Source organism: Microbacterium sp. NPDC057944 (assembly GCF_042887445.1).
Classification (GTDB): Bacteria; Actinomycetota; Actinomycetes; order Actinomycetales; family Microbacteriaceae; genus Microbacterium; species Microbacterium natoriense.
In genome coordinates, this window is the sequence record NZ_JBHVPJ010000002.1 from 363650 (window position 1) to 380985 (window position 17336).

A 17336-nucleotide genomic window follows, 5' to 3' on the forward strand; every position below is an offset into this window, starting at 1 on the left:
GTCGGTCATGGGTCGGTTGGACGGATTCCTCGATCGGCCGGGCTCCCGCATCGCGTTCGCGGACCACGGCGGACGGGGCCGTCCGGTCGTGCTCACCCACGGCGCGGGCATGGACCACCGCATGTACGACGATCAGGTGAGGGCGCTGGCCGCGGCCGGCTTCCGGCCGATCGTCTGGGATCTGCGCGGTCATGGGGAGTCGACCCTGATCGGGCGACGGTTCACCGCTGAGGATGCCGTCGGCGATCTGAGGGCGCTGCTCGCATCGATCGGAACCGAAGGCGCCGTTCTCGTCGGGCACTCCCTGGGCGGCAACCTCTCCCAGGCAGTGATCCGCGAAGCCCCTCTGGCCGCACACGGACTGGTCGTGGTCGACGCGAGCTGGAACACCGGACCGCTGTCCGCGATCGAGCGCTTCGCTCTGCGCATCGCGGCGCCCTCGTTGGCCATGATCCCCGCGCGGGCGCTCCCCGGACTCATGGCGAGAGCGTCGGCGACCACCCCGGCGGCCGTCGCCCGCACGGAGGAGGTCTTCGCGCGGATGCCCAAGCGCGTGTTCCTCGACGTCTGGCGCGCCACCGCCTCCCTGATCGCTCCGGAGCCCGGCTATCGCACGCCGGTTCCCCTCGGTCTGATGCGGGGCGCAGAAGACAGGACGGGCAACATCTCGACCGCGATGCGGGCCTGGGCCGATGCCGAGGGCGTCGTCGAGCACGTCATCGCGGGTGCAGGGCACATCGTTACCTGGGATGCACCGGACGCCGCCTCGACGGCGCTTCTGCGCATCCTGGACGGTGCCGCCTTCAGGGGCCGAACGTCCTGAGACGCGGGGATCGACAGACCCCGCGCGGGCTCTCGGCTCGCGCGGTCTGCGCGACGCAAGGGCGATGGGCGTTCTCGGTCGCGCTCATCCCGGCCCCTCGGAGGCCGCGACTCAGACGATCGTGCGGCCGATCGAGCCGATCACGCCGTCGATCGGCTGGCCGGACGCGTCGCGGCGAGAGCCGCTCTCGGGAAGCTTGCGGACCGCACCGGTCGGATCGACGGCGAGCGCGGGGTCCGGACCCACCCACGCCACCGTGAGCCGGTCCTCGCCCTTCAGGAAGGCGTGCGCACGGACACCGCCCGTGGCACGGCCCTTGGCGGGGTACTCCGCGAAGGAGGAGACCTTGGCGCGTCCCGGCTCGGTGCCGGGCAGAGCACTGTCTGCGCCCGACACGGTGGCGACGACGGCCTCGGCCTCTGGGGACACCGCGCCGAAGAACAGCACCGAGGCGCCGGCTCCGAGCTTGACGCCCGCCATGCCGCCGGCCGGTGCGCCCTGCGGACGCACCGCGGATGCCCCGAACCGCAGCAGCTGCGCATCCGTCGTGATGAACACGAGCTCGGCCTCGTCCGGAGCTTCGGCGGCTCCGACCACGGTGTCGCCGGGCTTCATCCCGATGACCTCGAGATCCGGGCGCACGGGGAGGGTCGAGGGGACGATGCGCTTGACCGTGCCCTGCGCGGTGCCGAGTGCGATCGGCGTCTCGCTGTCGAAGCGCACGAAGCCGATGACACGTTCTCCGCGCGTCGTGACGCCCAGGTAGTCCCGCAGCGGGGTTCCCGCGGCGAGCTGCACCGACGTCGACGGCACCGACGGCAGATCGACGGGGGAGAAGCGCAGGACGCGCCCCTCGCTGGTCAGCGCACCGAGATCCGCACGCACGGTCGTCTGGACCGTGGTGAGGATCGCGTCGTGCTTGCTGCGGCGCGCCGGTGCCGTCAGCTCCTGCCCCTCGGCGAGGTCGACGCGCACGGCACGACCGGTCGTGGAGAGCACGAGCACGGTCGGGGCATCGGCGATCTGCAGATCGGCGGCGCCCTTCGTGGCCCGCGGCTTCGGAGGGGCGGCGTTCATGAGCAGTGTGCGCCGGGGGGTGCCGTAGGCGTCGGCCACGGCATCCAGCTCCCTCGCCACGGCAGCTCGCAGCAGCACCGGGCTCGCGAGGAGCTCCTGCAGTGCGGCGATCTCCGCGCGCAGGGCATCGCGCTCGGCCTCCAGCTCGATCCGGGAGAACTTCGTGAGACGACGCAGCCGCAGCTCGAGGATGTACTCGGCCTGCAGCTCGCTGAGGTCGAACACCGACCGCAGGCGGGTGCGCGCCTGCTCGGAGTCGTCGGACGAGCGGATGACCTGGATGACCTCGTCGATGTCGAGGATCGCGATGAGCAGACCTTCGACGAGGTGCAGGCGCTCCTCACGGCGGGCGAGGCGGTAGCGGCTGCGACGCGTGATGACCTCGAGGCGGTGCGCCACGTAGACGCTGAGCATCTCCTTGAGGCCGAGCGTCCGCGGCTGTCCGTCGACCAGGGCGACGTTGTTGATGCTGAAGGAGTCCTCCAGCGGGGTCAGCCGGTAGAGCTGATCGAGCACGGCGTTCGGATCGAAGCCCGTCTTGATGCCGATCGCGACGCGAAGGCCGTGGTTGCGGTCGGTGAGGTCGGTGACGTCGCTGATGCCCTGCAGCTTCTTCGACTGCACCGCGTCGCGGATCTTCTCGATGAGGCGCTCGGGGCCGACCATGTACGGCAGCTCCGAGACGATGATGCCTGTGCGGCGCGGGCCGAGCGGCTCGACGGAGACCTTGCCGCGCACCTTGAGTGCACCGCGTCCGGTCGTGTAGGCGTCCTTGACGCCGTCGAGGCCCATGAGGATGCCGCCGGAGGGGAAGTCCGGCCCCGGCACGAACTCCATGAGCTCCTCGGTGGAGGCGTCGGGGTTCTCCAGCAGATGCGTCGCCGCGGCGACGACCTCGATGAGGTTGTGCGGCGCCATGTTCGTCGCCATGCCGACCGCGATGCCGCTGGCGCCGTTCACGAGCAGATTGGGGAAGGCCGCGGGGAGGACCGACGGCTGCTGGAACTGCCCGTCGTAGTTCGGGATGAAGTCGACGACGTCCTCGTCGAGGTTCTCCGTGAGGGCCATGGCGGGCGACGCGAGGCGGGCCTCCGTGTATCGCGCGGCCGCGGGGCCGTCGTCGAGCGAGCCGAAGTTGCCGTGCCCGTCGACGAGGGGCACGCGCAGGGCCCACTCCTGAGCCAGGCGGACGAGGGCGTCGTAGATGGCCGAGTCGCCGTGGGGATGCAGCTTTCCCATCACCTCGCCGACGACGCGGGCGCTCTTGACGTGTCCGCGGTCGGGACGAAGACCCATCTCGGCCATCTGGTACAGGATGCGTCGCTGCACGGGCTTGAGACCGTCGCGGGCGTCGGGCAGAGCGCGCGAGTAGATGACCGAGTAGGCGTACTCGAGGAACGAGCCCTGCATCTCGCTTTCGAGGTCGATGTCCTGGATTCGTTCCGGGGCGAGCTCGGGCGGCGGGGTTTTCGGCATGGAGTTCCTGAGGGCGTAGATGGAGCCTGTGTCAGACTGGCTCGGATGTCCCTCATGCTACCGTCCGAGTCCCCGACAGCCCGGAGCGTCGTCGGGGTGGCGGACGACCTGTTCGCGTCCCTGCGCGGTGAGTCCTCGGTGCTGCCGCGGGCGGACTCCGTCGTGCTCGTCCTCATCGACGGCCTCGGGGCCATCAGCCTGCGAGCTCACGCCGGACACGCGCGGAGTCTGACGGCCGGGATGGCGAAGAAGGACGTCGCGCACTCGGTGTTCCCCTCGACGACGGCGGCCGCCCTGACGAGCATCCTCACCGGGGTGTGGCCCGGCGAGCACGGCCTCGTGGGATACCGCGTGCTCGACCGCGAGCGCGATGTGCTGGTCAATCAGCTGTCCGGGTGGGAGTCCGAGGGCATCGACCCCGCCGTGTGGCAGTCGGCGCCCACGGTGTTCGAACGCGGACGCGCCGAGGGCAGGCCGGTCTTCGCCGTGGGGGTCGCCGCCTACGCGGGCAGCGGGTTCACGCGGGCCACGCTGCGCGGTGCGGACTTCGTCGCGGCGCAGTCGCCCGCGGATCGCGTCGAGGCCGCCTACGAGCTCGCGGAGCGCCACCCCGGTGCCCTCGTCTACTGCTACCTTCCCGAGGTCGACAAGGCGGGGCACAAGCACGGCATCGCATCGCGCCAATGGGTGTCGGCGCTCGAGGACGTGGACGCCGCGCTCGCACGCAGGATCCCTCCGGGCGTCGGGGTCATCGTGACCTCCGACCACGGGATGGTGGACGTGCCGAGCCATCGGCAGACGGTGCTGGAGGCCGAGCACCTCGACGGAGTACGGCACGTCGGAGGAGAGCCGCGGATGCTCCATGTGTATCTGCAGCCCGAGAGCGACGTCGATGCAGTCCTCACGCGGTGGCGGTCGGACCTCGACGGCGTCGCCGACATCGGGTCGAAGGCCGAGGCCATCGCCTCGGGGCTCTTCGGGCAGACGGTGACGGATGCCGCGGCATCCCGTATCGGCGACCTGCTCGTCGTCGCGCGGGGGAGCGGGGCCGTGTATGACGGGACCGCCGCCGATCAGCGCAGCCGAGGGATGGTCGGGCAGCACGGCGGGCTCACTCCCGAGGAGCGTCAGGTGCCTCTGCTGAGATTCGGCGCGTTCGCTCGCTGAGCGGTCGCGCGCGGATCACTCGTCGGTGCGCGCTCCGAAGACGATCTCGTCCCACGACGGCATCGCGTTGCGGCGACGGCGGCGGCCGTTGTCCTGCGCGGGCTCGGGGGTGGGCTCCGGCTCGTCGTCCGGCTCGTCCTGCGACGACTCGAGAGCGTCGAACAGGGCGATCGGACTCGGCTCCGGCGAACGGTCCTCGTCGTCAGCGTCGATGTGGGGCGCGCTCTCGCGCTGGCCGCGACGACGGCGCAGAGCCTCGAGCAGGTCGGCCGTCTCCGGGCTGGTCGTTTGGGACTCCGGTGCGCGCTTGATCGCGGCATCCTGAGCGGCGGACGGCGAGCGCTCCGGGAGGCTCGGGTCTTCGACGTCGGCCTCCGGCGCCGGGACGAGACGGGGTCCGAAGGCTCCGGAGTCGAAGCGGCTCTCGTCCTTGTAGGGCGAGGCGGGGCGCTCCGCGTCCACGGCGCGCAACCGCGGGATAAGACCTTCGGGCAGGGATCCCTGGCGGGAGAGCTGGGTGGCATCGGCGTTCAGCGGTGCGAGAGCGCTGCGGCGCGGGTCGAAGCTCCAGCGCGCATCGTGCTCGACCTCGTTCGCCGTGAACTCGAGCTTGACGATCCAGCCGCTCTCGTCCTTCCAGCTCGCCCAGCGCTCGGCGGATGCCTCGAGCTCTGCGAGCTTGGCGCGGATGGCGGTGCCGAACGTCGGCTGGGCATCGGGCTCGACTTCGCTCCCGATCAGGACGGGCACGGCGAGCGCCTGCCCGATGACGTGCTCGCGCTCGGCGAGCACTGGCCCTTCGAACCGTGCGACGTCATCGACGCCGATGCCGAGGAGCTCGGCGACCTCCGGTGCCGTGAGTCCGGCGCGGATCTGCGCCTGGATGTCGCGGGGGCTGGCGGCGAGGCGCTGCACGACGGGCTCGCTCTGTCGCGTCGCGCGGCGGATCTCCCGGTGCAGCACGTCGTCGATGGGCAACGCGAACCGCGCGCCCGATTCGGTCGCGAGTACCAGCACTCCTGCTTCAGTGCCGACGATGGTGACGTTTTCCATGCGAATGCCCCTCTGGTGGGTGTGCTTTCATGGTGTCACGCATGATCCGGCAGGGCCGGGAATACCCTGGGCGTGCCGTGAGTTTGCTCTGTCGCATGCGAGGGCATTTGCGAAATCTCTCGCGGTCATGCAAACTATGGCCGCCGATTACCCGACGGCGCATCCCGACCACTCGCACCATGAAAGTGGAGATTTACCACATGGCAACCGATTACGACGCTCCCCGCAAGAGCGAAGACGACTCCGAGTCGATCGAAGCCCTCAAGGAGCGTGTGCCGGACAAGCTCTCCGGCTCGACCGGGGACGAGGACTCGGACAACCCGTCCAGCTTCGACCTCCCGGGTGCCGATCTGTCCGACCTGGAGCTCGACGTCGTCGTGCTCCCCGCTCAGGAGGACGAGTTCACCTGCATGAGCTGCTTCCTCGTGAAGCACCGCTCGCAGCTCGACCACGAAGACGCTTCCGGTCCGATCTGCAAGGAGTGCGCTGCCTGACGCAGCGACACGCGATCGTCACGCGCTCTGAACCTCACGGTTCAGGGCGCGTCGTCGTATCCGGGCGCTGGTCGCCGCGGTGCCGGAGGGGCCGGCCGGTCGAGACGGATCAACTGGCGAGCGGACGGACGGCGGATCAGTCGGTGACGGGCCGGGCGGCGCGGATCGCCGCGGCGAGGCGGTCGGGGGTCCGTGTGGAGATCGTCCAGGTGTCGACAGGGTCGTCCGGATCGATGTTGGGGACGGTCACGACGCCGTCGATGCCGCCGCGGATGAGGTGCCAGCCCCGTGCGGGGAGCCGCGGGCCGCGAGCCTGCCGCGCCTCGTCGCCGGTGAAGGCCTCGGGATCGCCGAGGAAACGCGCGTCGATGTGCGCCCTGCCGGCGCGCAGCACAGTGCCCTCGACGGACAGCACAGGAGTGAAGCCGATGAACGCCGCCACGAGCGCAGCCGAGACGGCGGCGCCGGCGAGGAGAGCCACGGTCGAGCCGATCGGGACGAAGATCAGAGACACCATGGGGCCCGCGAGGGCGACGGTCACGAGCAGCCAGAGGCTCGGCGACAGCCGCTCGCGGTAGAGCGGACGTGTCTGTGGGGCGCGGTTCTGCATTAGCCTCGTGGGGTGACTGAATCGGTGGACATCCCCATTATCGCCCCTGTGCTGAACGACGCCGCCGTCGTTCCCGGTTACGCGCACCCCGGAGACGCCGGAGCCGACCTCGTCGCGGCGGAGGCCGTGCATCTCGGACCGGGCGAGCGCGCGCTCGTCGCGACCGGCGTCCGCATCGCTCTGCCCGAGGGATACGCCGCGTTCGTGGTGCCTCGCAGCGGCCTCGCCGCCAAGCACGGGATCTCGATCGTGAACTCCCCTGGGACGGTGGATGCCGGCTACCGCGGGGAGATCAAGGTGAGCCTGATCAACACCGACATCCACAGCGCGTACGATGTGGCCGTCGGCGATCGCATCGCCCAGCTGATCATCATGCCGGTGACCCGAGCGACCTTCATCCCCGTCGAGGAGCTGCCAGACAGCGTCCGCGGCGAGGGCGGGTTCGGATCCACCGGATACCAGGCAGCATCCCACCAGAACGAAGCAGGACAAGGCTGATGACTGACAACAACGCCACCCCGTCGAAGTCGGCGCCCGACAACCGGGCCACCGAGGGCCCCCTGGACGACTCCGAGGCGAATCCCGTCCGCCCGTACATCGACCTCGGCGGCATCAAGATCCTCCCGCGGGAGGGCCTCAACCTGCGCCTCGAGGTCGAGGAGCAGACCAAGCGCATCGTCGCCGTCGGACTCGACTACGCGGACTCCTCCCTGCAGGTGCAGCCCTTCGCCGCACCGCGCTCCGGGGGCCTGTGGGACGAGACCCGCGTGCAGCTGCGTGACCAGGTCAAGGCCCAGGGCGGCCGGGTCGAGGAGCGCGACGGCCCCCTCGGCAAGGAGCTGCTCGCCGAGGTGCCCGCACCCGCCAACGAGGGCTCCGAACTGCGCCTCGCGCGCTTCATCGGCATCGACGGCCCCCGCTGGTTCCTGCGCGGCGTGATCGGCGGTGCGGCGGCATCCGACCTGGAGGCCGCGGCCAAGGTCGAGGACCTGTTCCGCTCGATCGTGGTCGTCCGCGGAGGCGCTCCCATGCCCCCGCGCGACCTGATCCCGCTGAAGATGCCAGCGACGCCGGGCTCCGCGTGAGCGCAGCAGAGCCCGACGACCAGCGCGAGCCCTCCGCATCCGAGATCCTCGGGGCGGCGCTCGGCGGCGCTGCGCGGCGTGCAGGGCTCGATCCCGCCGACAGCGCGAGCACGCAGAAGGTCGTCTGGTCCGCCATGGGCGGCTGGCGCGGCATCCTGGAGTCGGTCCTGCCGAGCCTCGCATTCGTGATCCTGTTCACCATCCGCCCCGAGCCGCTCATCCTCGCGCTGGGAGTGTCCGTCGGTCTCGCGGCGGTGTTCACGATCATCCGGCTGCTGCAGAAGTCGCCGCCGTCGGCCGCGATCGGCGGTCTCATCGCCGCTGCGGCCGCCGCCGGTCTCGCGCTCTGGACGGGACGAGGGCAGGACAACTTCGTCCCCGGTCTCATCACGAACGCCGCCTACGGGACGGTGCTGCTGATCTCCGCACTGATCGGATGGTCGCTCATCGGCCTGGCGGTCGGGTTCCTCATGGGCGACGGCACCGCGTGGCGCAGGGATCGCCGGAAGAAGCGCGCGTTCCTGTGGCTCGGGATCGCCTGGTCCGCGCTGTTCTTCGCGCGGCTGGCCGTGCAGTTCCCGCTCTACCTCGCGGGGGAGGTCACCGCGCTCGGCACTCTGAAGCTGATCATGGGGCTTCCGCTGTTCGCTCCGATGATCGCCGTCACGTGGCTCGTGGTCCGAGCGCTCTACCCCCGCGAGTCGGTTGCCGAGTCCTCCTCCGAGGCATGATAGATTTATCTTGACATCAAGATAAATTGCAGGCTTTCGCCCGAGGCCCGCGGGGAGCAGACTGGGTTAGGTCCACCTTGCTAGCCGGACGGCGTCGGAGGCGAGCAAGATGGAGGCGCCTGTCGCTCCCATCCGAATAGAAGGAGACGGATTCGTGTCCACGGTGAACAGCTTCGGTGCCAAGAGCACCCTGACGGTCGGCAGCACCGACTACGAGATCTTCCGCATCGACACGGTGCCCGGTTTCGACAAGCTCCCCTTCAGCCTCAAGGTGCTCCTTGAGAACCTGCTTCGCACCGAGGACGGCGCGAACGTGACGAAGGCGCAGATCGAGGCGCTCGGGTCGTGGGATGCCGCGGCGGAGCCGAACACCGAGATCCAGTTCACGCCGGCGCGCGTGGTCATGCAGGACTTCACGGGTGTTCCCTGCATCGTCGACCTCGCCACGATGCGCGAGGCCGTGACGGCGCTGGGCGGCGACGCGAACAAGATCAACCCGCTCTCGCCGGCCGAGATGGTCATCGACCACTCCGTGATCGCCGACCTCTTCGGCTCGGAGAACGCCCTCGAGCGCAACGTCGAGATCGAGTACGAGCGCAACGGCGAGCGCTACCAGTTCCTGCGCTGGGGCCAGACCGCGTTCCAGGACTTCAAGGTCGTTCCTCCCGGCACCGGCATCGTGCACCAGGTGAACATCGAGCACCTCGCCAAGGTCATCTACGACCGGAACGTGAACGGCGTCCTGCGCGCCTACCCCGACACCTGCGTCGGCACCGACTCGCACACCACGATGGTCAACGGCCTCGGCGTGCTCGGCTGGGGCGTCGGCGGCATCGAGGCAGAGGCGGCCATGCTCGGCCAGCCCGTGTCGATGCTCATCCCGCGCGTCGTCGGCTTCAAGCTGTCCGGTGAGATTCCGGCCGGCGTCACCGCGACCGACGTCGTGCTGACCATCACCGACCTGCTGCGCAAGCACGGCGTGGTCGGCAAGTTCGTCGAGTTCTACGGCGAGGGCGTCGCATCCGTCCCGCTCGCGAACCGCGCCACCATCGGCAACATGTCTCCGGAGTTCGGGTCCACGGCGGCGATCTTCCCGATCGACGACGTCACCCTCGACTACCTGCGCCTCACCGGTCGCAGCGAAGAGGCCGTCGCACTCGTCGAGGCGTACGCCAAGGAGCAGAAGCTCTGGCACGACGCGTCGCACGAGCCCGTGTTCAGCGAGTACCTCGAGCTCGACCTCGGCACCGTCGTGCCGTCGATCGCCGGTCCGAAGCGCCCGCAGGACCGCATCCTCCTCTCGGACGCGAAGTCGCAGTTCGAGCACGACATCCTCAGCTACGCGACCCCGTCGACCTCCGACGACCTCGTCGACCTCGAGGGCAAGCACTCGTTCCCGGCATCCGACCCCGGTCAGGTCCCCGGAGAGGAAGCCCCGACGACCCGTCCGGTGCACATCAACAGCGGTGCACCCGCCAACGCGTCGAAGCCGGTTCCGGTGACCACGCCGTCGGGGGAGAAGTACATCCTCGACAACGGCGCGGTGACCCTCGCGGCCATCACCTCGTGCACCAACACGTCGAACCCGTCGGTCATGATCGCCGCCGGTCTCGTGGCCCGCAAGGCGCTCGAGAAGGGGCTCAAGCAGAAGCCGTGGGTCAAGACCACGCTCGGCCCCGGCTCCAAGGTCGTCACCGACTACTACGAGAAGTCCGGTCTCGACAAGGACCTCGAGGGTCTCGGCTTCTACACCGTCGGCTACGGCTGCACGATCTGCATCGGCAACTCGGGTCCGCTGATCGAGGAGGTCTCCGAGGCGATCAACTCGCACGACCTCGCCGTGACCGCCGTGCTCTCCGGAAACCGCAACTTCGAGGGCCGCATCAGCCCCGACGTGAAGATGAACTACCTGGCGAGCCCGCCGCTGGTCATCGCCTACGCACTCGCCGGTTCGATGCACTTCGACTTCGAGAACGACGCGCTCGGCAAGGGCACGGATGGCGAAGACGTCTTCCTGAAGGACATCTGGCCCACTCCGGCCGAGGTGCAGGAGCTGGTCGACTCGTCGATCTCGCGTGAGCAGTTCATCAAGCAGTACGCGACGGTGTTCGACGGCGACGAGCGCTGGCGCAGCCTCCCCACTCCGGACGACGACATCTTCCAGTGGGACGAGAACTCGACCTACGTGCGCAAGGCGCCGTACTTCGAGGGCATGACGATGGACCTCACCCCGGTGCGGGACATCGAAGGTGCGCGCGTCATAGCGACTCTGGGTGACTCGGTCACCACCGACCACATCTCGCCCGCCGGCAACATCAAGGCCGGCACGCCCGCCGCTCAGTACCTCACCGAGCACGGCGTCGACCGCAAGGACTTCAACTCCTTCGGCTCGCGCCGAGGCAACCACGAGGTCATGATCCGCGGCACGTTCGCGAACATCCGCCTGAAGAACCTCCTGGTCTCCGCCGTCAACGACGGTCAGGTCGTCGAGGGCGGCTTCACGCGCGACTTCACCAAGTCCGACGGCCCGCAGTCGTACATCTACGACGCGAGCATGAACTACCAGGAGCAGGGCACACCGCTCGTCATCTTCGGCGGCAAGGAGTACGGCTCCGGCTCGTCGCGCGACTGGGCGGCCAAGGGCACCAGCCTCCTGGGCGTGAAGGCGGTCATCACCGAGAGCTTCGAGCGCATCCACCGCTCGAACCTCATCGGCATGGGCGTCGTCCCGCTGCAGTTCCCCGCGGGGGAGAGCTGGGAGTCGCTGGGCCTCGACGGCACCGAGATCGTCTCGATCACGGGTCTCGAAGAGCTCAACAACGGCGTGACCCCGAAGACCGTCCGCGTGACCGCCACCCCGAGCGAGCACTCGCCCGAGGGCAAGCAGGTCGTGGAGTTCGACGCGGTCGTCCGCATCGACACCCCCGGTGAGGCGGACTACTACCGCAACGGCGGCATCCTGCAGTACGTGCTGCGTTCGCTGGTCTGATCAGCTGAGCACGGAAGCGGGCGGAGCGTCTACAGACGCTCCGCCCGCTTTTGCATTCCCCAGAGCACGCAGCCATACGGCGCCGAGGATCACAGGGGGGATGAAGGCCGCGACGAGGTCGAGCATCCGCACGGATGGAATCAGCAGGAGCGGGGAGGCCAGAGCGAGCGGAGGAAGGCTGGGGAAGCGCCCTGTCGCGAGCCCGCACATTCTCAGCAACATCAGCAACAGCGCAATCGCCAGTGCGACGAGCACCGGACTCGCCCAGCGGAGAACGTCGTGCAACGTCCCGGTCCCTGAGGCGACCACCAGCTCCGGCGTGATCCTCCCCGCACAGTCGAGCGCCGTCGAGACGACAGCGGCCAGCGAGAGTGCGATCACGATCGGACCGAGTACGTGTCCACGACGAAACCGTCGCAGACGCGACGCGATGATGGCGACAGCGATGGCAATCGCGATCTGAGCTGCAGCGAGGACGATCTGCGCGACCGCGAACCCGGCCATCATGCCTTCGAAGATCCCGGTCATCTCGTCCCAGCCCGACTGCGGGTTCGCCGGCTTCGGGGTGAAGACGCTGACGATGCCGAGCGCGAGAACCGAGAAGACGAAGGATATGACGATCGAGAGCGGAGACAGAGCGAGCATCCGGCCGAGTACGAGATCGGAACGGCGCCACGCATACCGCGGTGCGGCTGAGAGCATGGAGACTCCTTCGGATCTGTGACGATGCTAGGGCAGACATCCTCCGCGACGGGCGGGGCGAACGCCTTCTCACCGAGGATTCCCGGCCTTGCGCGATAGGATCGTAGCGGCCTTCGAACCGGAACTCGGATGCCGCGTACAGAGCCTGTGAGGAGGCGCAGATGCCCATTCTTCCGAGCATCTCAGGACCCCGAGACCTGGACGCCCTGTCCACTGAGCAGCTGATCGAACTCGCTGCGGAGGTCCGCGACTTCCTCGTGGAGAACGTGTCCCGCACGGGCGGTCACCTGGGTCCGAACCTGGGTGTCGTCGAGCTCACGATCGCACTGCACCGGGTCTTCTCCTCGCCCGACGATCCGTTCATCTTCGACACGGGTCACCAGTCGTACGTCCACAAGCTGCTCACAGGGCGGCAGGACTTCTCCGATCTCCGGGTCCGCGGCGGTCTCGCAGGGTACCCGCAGCGCAGCGAGAGCCCGCACGACGTCGTCGAGTCGTCGCACGCGTCGAGCTCGCTGAGCTGGGCCGACGGCGTCTCTCGCGCTCTCACCGCGACCGGTCGCGCCGACCGCCATGTTGTCGCCGTGGTCGGCGACGGTGCCCTCACGGGCGGCATGACGTGGGAGGCGCTGAACAACATCTCCGACGACAACGACCGCAACCTCGTGATCGTCGTGAACGACAACGGGCGCTCCTACGCGCCGACCATCGGCGGAATGTCCCGCTACCTCAACCGCGTGCGCACCGCAGCGGCGTACAAGGACCTGCACCGCAAGTCCGACCGCCTGTTCCGGGCCTTCGGGCCGGTCGGCCGTGCGGTGTTCCGTGGCGTGCGCGGCGGAACGCACGGGTTCCTCTCCCGGTTCACGAACAACGAGGCGCTCTACTCGAACCTCGACATCAAGTACCTCGGCCCCGTGGACGGACACGATCTGCCGGCGCTGCTGGAGACGCTCGAGCTCGCGAAGTCGTACGGGGCCCCGGTCATCGTGCACGCGATCACCGAGAAGGGCAGGGGCTACCAGCCGGCGCGTGATGACGAGGCCGACCAGTTCCATGCCGTCGGCAGGATCGATCCGGCGACGGGGGAGACGCTCTCCTCCGGCGGGCTGGGGTGGACCGATGTGTTCTCGAAGGCTCTCGTCGATGTGGGCGAGCGCCGGAGCGACGTCATCGCCATGACGGCCGCGATGCTGCGCCCCACGGGCCTCGCGCCGTTCGCCGAGCGCTTCCCCGATCGCGTGTACGACGTCGGCATCGCCGAACAGCACGCTGTGGCATCCGCCGCGGGTCTCGCCTACGGCGGCCTGCACCCGGTGGTCGCCGTGTACGCGACCTTCATGGGACGCGCATTCGACCAGGTCCTGATGGACGTCGCTCTCCACCGCGCGGGCGTCACGTTCGTACTGGACCGCGCAGGCGTCACCGGACCCGACGGGCCCAGCCACCACGGCATGTGGGATCTCGCGATGCTGCAGATCGTCCCGCACATCCGCATCGCTGCTCCCCGCGATGCCGCGCGCCTCACAGAGGCGCTGGAGGAGGCGGTCCTCGTCGACGACGCCCCCACGGTCATCCGTTTCCCGAAGGGCGAGGTCGCCCCCGACCTCCCCGCGATCGAGCGTCTCGACGACGGCGTCGACGTGCTCGCGAGGGGCGAATCGGAAGACGTCCTCATCGTCGGCATCGGCCCGTTCGCCGCGCTCGCGATGGACGTCGCCGCACGCCTCAGGGCGCAGGGCATCGGGGCCACCGTCATCGATCCGCGCTGGGCGATCCCCGTGCAGCCCTCGGTCATCGAGCTGGCCGCGCATCACCGTCTCGTGATCACGCTGGAGGACGGTATCCGCGTGGGCGGGATCGGCACCCGCGTGCGTCAGGTGCTGCGCGAGGCCGGGATCGACACGGCCGTGGACGAGCTGGGGCTTCCCGACGAGTTCATCGATCACGCCTCGCGCGAGCAGGTGCTGGCGGATGCCGGCCTCACCGCGCCGAAGATCGCTCAGGACGTCGTCGCGCAGGTGCTCGGCACGCGCATCCCCGTCGCCCGCAACGCCGGTGAGACCGGGGCGATCGACCTTCCGCTGCACGAGCGGCACTGATCCCCGGCTAGGAAGCGCTCCCGGGCGCACCCCCCTCGGTGTGCGGTCGCCCTGTGCGGTGCTCCGTTCGACGTCGATCCGCGAGCAGGAGCCGGTGAGCGGTGCACCACCAGCCGAGCGGAACCGCGAGTGACGTAGAAACGGCGGTTCAGTTCAAGGCGTGCAGAGCGGCGACAGCCTGGGCGCCGCGGTCTCCGTCGCGCATGGCGGTGGAAAGAAGATAGCCGTCGGTGAGCGCGTCGCCCGTGACCATCACGCGGACGAGCTCCACGCCGCAGGCTCGACGGATCTCCTCTGCGCTGGCGGCGATCACCCTCGTGTTGATCTCGTCGTTGTGGGGCAGTTCCGCACCGTCGAGGCCGCGGATCACGTCGCGCAGCGCGGCGCCGACGATGTTGGACGCTCGTTCCTTGACGTTGACGACGTCGAGCTCGAAGACCCGCATATCTCGTCCGGTCGGTATGGGGCGCCACTCGAACGACGCGTGCACGCGGTGCTGGTGTCCGCCGGCGCCGGTCATCTCGCGCGCGGGGAGATCGGTCGCACGGCAGCGCACATCGATGAGCTTGTACCAGTAGAACAGCGGGAAAGCGCCGTGCGAACCGGGATCGAGCACGACCACTTCACCGACGGCCCCACGCCGGTTGGCCGGTCGGCGCTGCGGACGATTGCGGATGATCGGCTTGCCGTTGCGCGTGCGGATGGCGGCCCAGCCCTCGTCGACGGTGACCACGAAGAGCTTGAGGAGAGCCGGAAGGACCAGGAGTGTCGTGAGGATCGCCGTGCCGGTCTTCAGCAGCCCCGACATCCCCTTGCCGCCCAGCATCGTGAAGAGCATGTCCATGACACCACTGTGCCGCGTCGTGTCGCAGCAGATCGCCTCCGGAGCGCGTGCGGCGGGGGAGTTCATGCGCTGTTCGTCGGCCGTTCGCCGGAGTGCCCCGCAGCGGTTACGCCCCGGCCCTGATCGGCCGCCGCATGGCCTCAGTGGAGGTCGGCGAGAGTACGCTCGACCAGCTCCTCGACGGCGGGGCGGCAGCGTTCCCGGTCGGCGTCGACGAGTCCGACCCTGGTCCGCCGATCGAGCACGTCCTCGGCCGTCATCGCGCCCTCGCTGCGCACGGCGAACTCCACATCGGCTCGTGTGAGACCGGTGATCTCGTCGAGGGGTTCCCCACCGGCCACGGTGCGCTCCACCAGACGCAACGATGCGGTGCGACTCGACGGAGCGCTCAGCTGTCGTGACGAGACGGCGAGGTCGACGGCATCCTCGGCCATCCGACGGTAGGTGGTCAGCTTGCCGCCCAGAACCGTCACGAACCCGGCATCCGACGACACGACGAGATGCCGTCGGGAGACGTCGGAGGTGGCGTCCGCACCGCTGTCGACCAGGGGCCTGAGGCCCGCGAATGCTCCGCGCACCTGATCGCGCCTGACCGGCACGGCGAGGACCCGGTTGAGAGTGCTCAGGAGGAAGGCGATCTCGGGCTCGGTGGGCTGGGCGACGGTCGGCACCGGCCCTGGCGCATCCTCATCGGTGAGGCCCACGATCACCCGTCCGTGCTGCTGCGGCAGGGCGAACACGTATCGACTGATCGACCTCTCGTGAGGGATCGTGAGCGCCGCTGTGGGGGAGCCGAGGTCAGAGGCATCGAGGACGATGTGAGTGCCACGGCTGGGGCGAACGCTGATCGCGCCGTCGAGAGACCCCGCCCAGACGCCGGTCGCATTGATGACGGCGCGCGCCTTGATCTCGAGCCGTTCGCCCGACATGGCGTCCTCGGCCGTCGCGCCGTCCCCTCGAAGCTCGATCGCGCGCACGCGGGTCAGGATGCGCGCTCCGAGGCATGCCGCGGTGCGGGCGACCGTGGCGACCAGGCGGGCGTCGTCGACGAGCTGTCCGTCGTACGACAGCATCCCGCCGCGCAGCCCGAGGGGGTCGAGGGCGGGAGCCAGGCGATGCGCCGTACGCCCGGAGACGAGCCTCGGGGCGGGGAGCACGGTGCGCGGTGTGCGGGCGCGCATCCGCAGCAGATCGCCGAGACCCATGCCGACCGCCCCGGCCGCGCGCTGGCGGAGAGCGACCCCCGGACTGAACGGCAGGAGCTGTGCCAGGGGGCGGATCAGATGCGGAGCGATCGTCGTCATCAGCAGATGCCGTTCGAGAGCGCTCTCCCAGGCCGTCGCCACATCTCCGGTCGCGAGATAGCGCAGTCCGCCGTGCACGAGCTTGGAACTGAACCTGCTCGTGCCGAAGGCGAGGTCCTCGGCCTCGATCAGCACGACCCTGAGGCCGCGGGAGGCCGCGTCGAGGGCGGCGCCGACGCCGGTGATGCCGCCGCCGACGACGAGCACGTCCGCGGTGCCGTCGGCCGCCCTGGCGAGATCGGTCCTGCGCCGAGCGACGTTGAGAACCGTGGGGTCCGGAGTCATGGCCGGAGCAGTCCGTCGAGCGCCGAGCGCAGTTCGCGCTCCCAGGCGGCGTCGGAGATGAGCTCGGACACGGTGCCGTGCGAGAGAACCGCCGACTGGGCGATGAGGAGCAGCATCACGGCGATCTCCAGAGGCTCACCGTGCCGTACCGTACCTCCGACCTGTGCGGTGCCGATCGCCGTGGCGAGCCACTGCAGGATCATCCTCTGGCTCGACCCCACGCGCTGCAGCGTGTAGCGCGTGAACGCCTCCGGCTCGTCGGCGAGGAGACGGCCGTAGACGGCATCGGAGCGGAAGAGCGCGGTGAATCGCAGGACGTCGTCCACCAGATCGGCGCGTGTGCGCGCATGCTCGGGAAACGCGTCCAGGATGCCGCCCACGCGGCGCAACAGGGCGGCGCGGACGACATCGTCGGCGTCGCTCCAGCTGCGGTAGATCGTCGGTCGGCTGAGATCGGCGCGGCGTGCGAGCTCGGCGATCGTCACGCCGTGCACGCCTCTGCGTTCGATCAGCGCATCGGCGGCGTCGAGAATACGCACTTGCGTGGCGTCCCAGATCACTTGACGTTCTTCCATGATGTGTCACACTGTAACG

General features: G+C 69.3%; 15 protein-coding genes. 8 read left to right on the forward strand and 7 right to left on the reverse strand.

Annotated features, from left to right (window positions below; genetic code table 11):
• Positions 1–7: 7 nt before the first annotated feature.
• Complete coding sequence (locus ACFVRO_RS11135; RefSeq protein ID WP_386952218.1) at positions 8–823, forward strand: alpha/beta fold hydrolase; 816 nt, start codon at positions 8–10, stop codon at positions 821–823.
• 111 nt (positions 824–934) lie between these two features.
• On the opposite strand, the gene ACFVRO_RS11140 is transcribed toward ACFVRO_RS11135, so the two are convergent.
• Positions 935–3376, reverse strand: coding sequence for a DNA topoisomerase (ATP-hydrolyzing) subunit A (locus ACFVRO_RS11140; RefSeq protein ID WP_386952221.1), 2442 nt, complete (start codon positions 3374–3376; stop codon positions 935–937).
• A gap of 45 nt (positions 3377–3421) precedes the next feature.
• Between ACFVRO_RS11140 and ACFVRO_RS11145 the strand changes: the two genes are divergently transcribed.
• The gene (locus ACFVRO_RS11145; protein ID WP_386952224.1) at positions 3422–4543 is read left to right on the forward strand and encodes an alkaline phosphatase family protein; all 1122 of its coding nucleotides are present in this window, start codon (positions 3422–3424) and stop codon (positions 4541–4543) included.
• Between the two features lie 15 nt (positions 4544–4558).
• Here the strand turns inward: ACFVRO_RS11145 and sepH are convergent, their stop codons facing one another.
• Positions 4559–5596, reverse strand: coding sequence for a septation protein SepH (sepH, locus tag ACFVRO_RS11150; RefSeq protein ID WP_386952226.1), 1038 nt, complete (start codon positions 5594–5596; stop codon positions 4559–4561).
• A 200-nt stretch (positions 5597–5796) separates the two neighbouring features.
• Here sepH and ACFVRO_RS11155 point away from each other — a divergent pair, with 200 nt between their 5' ends.
• Positions 5797–6090: a DUF4193 domain-containing protein gene (locus tag ACFVRO_RS11155; protein WP_105673065.1), complete on the forward strand. Its 294-nt coding sequence runs from the start codon at positions 5797–5799 to the stop codon at positions 6088–6090.
• A gap of 136 nt (positions 6091–6226) precedes the next feature.
• Here ACFVRO_RS11155 and ACFVRO_RS11160 read toward each other — a convergent pair whose 3' ends face one another.
• Positions 6227–6700 carry a DUF3093 family protein gene (locus tag ACFVRO_RS11160; protein ID WP_386952229.1) on the reverse strand — a complete coding sequence of 158 codons (474 nt, stop codon included), beginning with the start codon at positions 6698–6700 and terminating at the stop codon, positions 6227–6229.
• Between the two features lie 12 nt (positions 6701–6712).
• Here ACFVRO_RS11160 and dut point away from each other — a divergent pair, with 12 nt between their 5' ends.
• The 4 genes from dut to acnA all read left to right on the forward strand — a co-directional run bounded on the left by dut (position 6713) and on the right by acnA (position 11505).
• Positions 6713–7198 carry a dUTP diphosphatase gene (dut, locus tag ACFVRO_RS11165; protein WP_386952232.1) on the forward strand — a complete coding sequence of 162 codons (486 nt, stop codon included), beginning with the start codon at positions 6713–6715 and terminating at the stop codon, positions 7196–7198.
• On the forward strand, positions 7198–7785 hold the full coding sequence (locus tag ACFVRO_RS11170; protein ID WP_105673068.1) for a DUF3710 domain-containing protein: 588 nt from the start codon (positions 7198–7200) through the stop codon (positions 7783–7785). Before dut ends, ACFVRO_RS11170 begins: the two co-directional genes overlap by 1 nt.
• Positions 7782–8516: a DUF3159 domain-containing protein gene (locus ACFVRO_RS11175; RefSeq protein WP_386952235.1), complete on the forward strand. Its 735-nt coding sequence runs from the start codon at positions 7782–7784 to the stop codon at positions 8514–8516. Before ACFVRO_RS11170 ends, ACFVRO_RS11175 begins: the two co-directional genes overlap by 4 nt.
• Positions 8517–8670: 154 nt before the next feature.
• A complete protein-coding gene (gene acnA, locus ACFVRO_RS11180; protein WP_386952238.1) occupies positions 8671–11505 on the forward strand; it encodes an aconitate hydratase AcnA in 2835 nt (944 codons plus the stop codon).
• Here acnA and ACFVRO_RS11185 read toward each other — a convergent pair whose 3' ends face one another.
• Positions 11506–12207: a hypothetical protein gene (locus ACFVRO_RS11185; RefSeq protein WP_386952240.1), complete on the reverse strand. Its 702-nt coding sequence runs from the start codon at positions 12205–12207 to the stop codon at positions 11506–11508. It lies immediately after the preceding gene.
• A 161-nt stretch (positions 12208–12368) separates the two neighbouring features.
• Between ACFVRO_RS11185 and dxs the strand changes: the two genes are divergently transcribed.
• Positions 12369–14309 (forward strand): 1-deoxy-D-xylulose-5-phosphate synthase, encoded by a 1941-nt coding sequence (gene dxs / locus ACFVRO_RS11190; protein WP_386952243.1) that lies wholly within the window; start codon positions 12369–12371, stop codon positions 14307–14309.
• Between the two features lie 148 nt (positions 14310–14457).
• Here dxs and ACFVRO_RS11195 read toward each other — a convergent pair whose 3' ends face one another.
• From ACFVRO_RS11195 to ACFVRO_RS11205, 3 genes are all read right to left on the reverse strand, one after another.
• Positions 14458–15219 (reverse strand): SPFH domain-containing protein, encoded by a 762-nt coding sequence (locus ACFVRO_RS11195; RefSeq protein WP_386952246.1) that lies wholly within the window; start codon positions 15217–15219, stop codon positions 14458–14460.
• A gap of 74 nt (positions 15220–15293) precedes the next feature.
• Complete coding sequence (locus ACFVRO_RS11200) at positions 15294–16742, reverse strand: glycerol-3-phosphate dehydrogenase/oxidase (protein ID WP_386952249.1); 1449 nt, start codon at positions 16740–16742, stop codon at positions 15294–15296.
• Complete coding sequence (locus ACFVRO_RS11205; protein ID WP_386952251.1) at positions 16739–17317, reverse strand: TetR/AcrR family transcriptional regulator; 579 nt, start codon at positions 17315–17317, stop codon at positions 16739–16741. Before ACFVRO_RS11205 ends, ACFVRO_RS11200 begins: the two co-directional genes overlap by 4 nt.
• Positions 17318–17336: the final 19 nt, after the last annotated feature.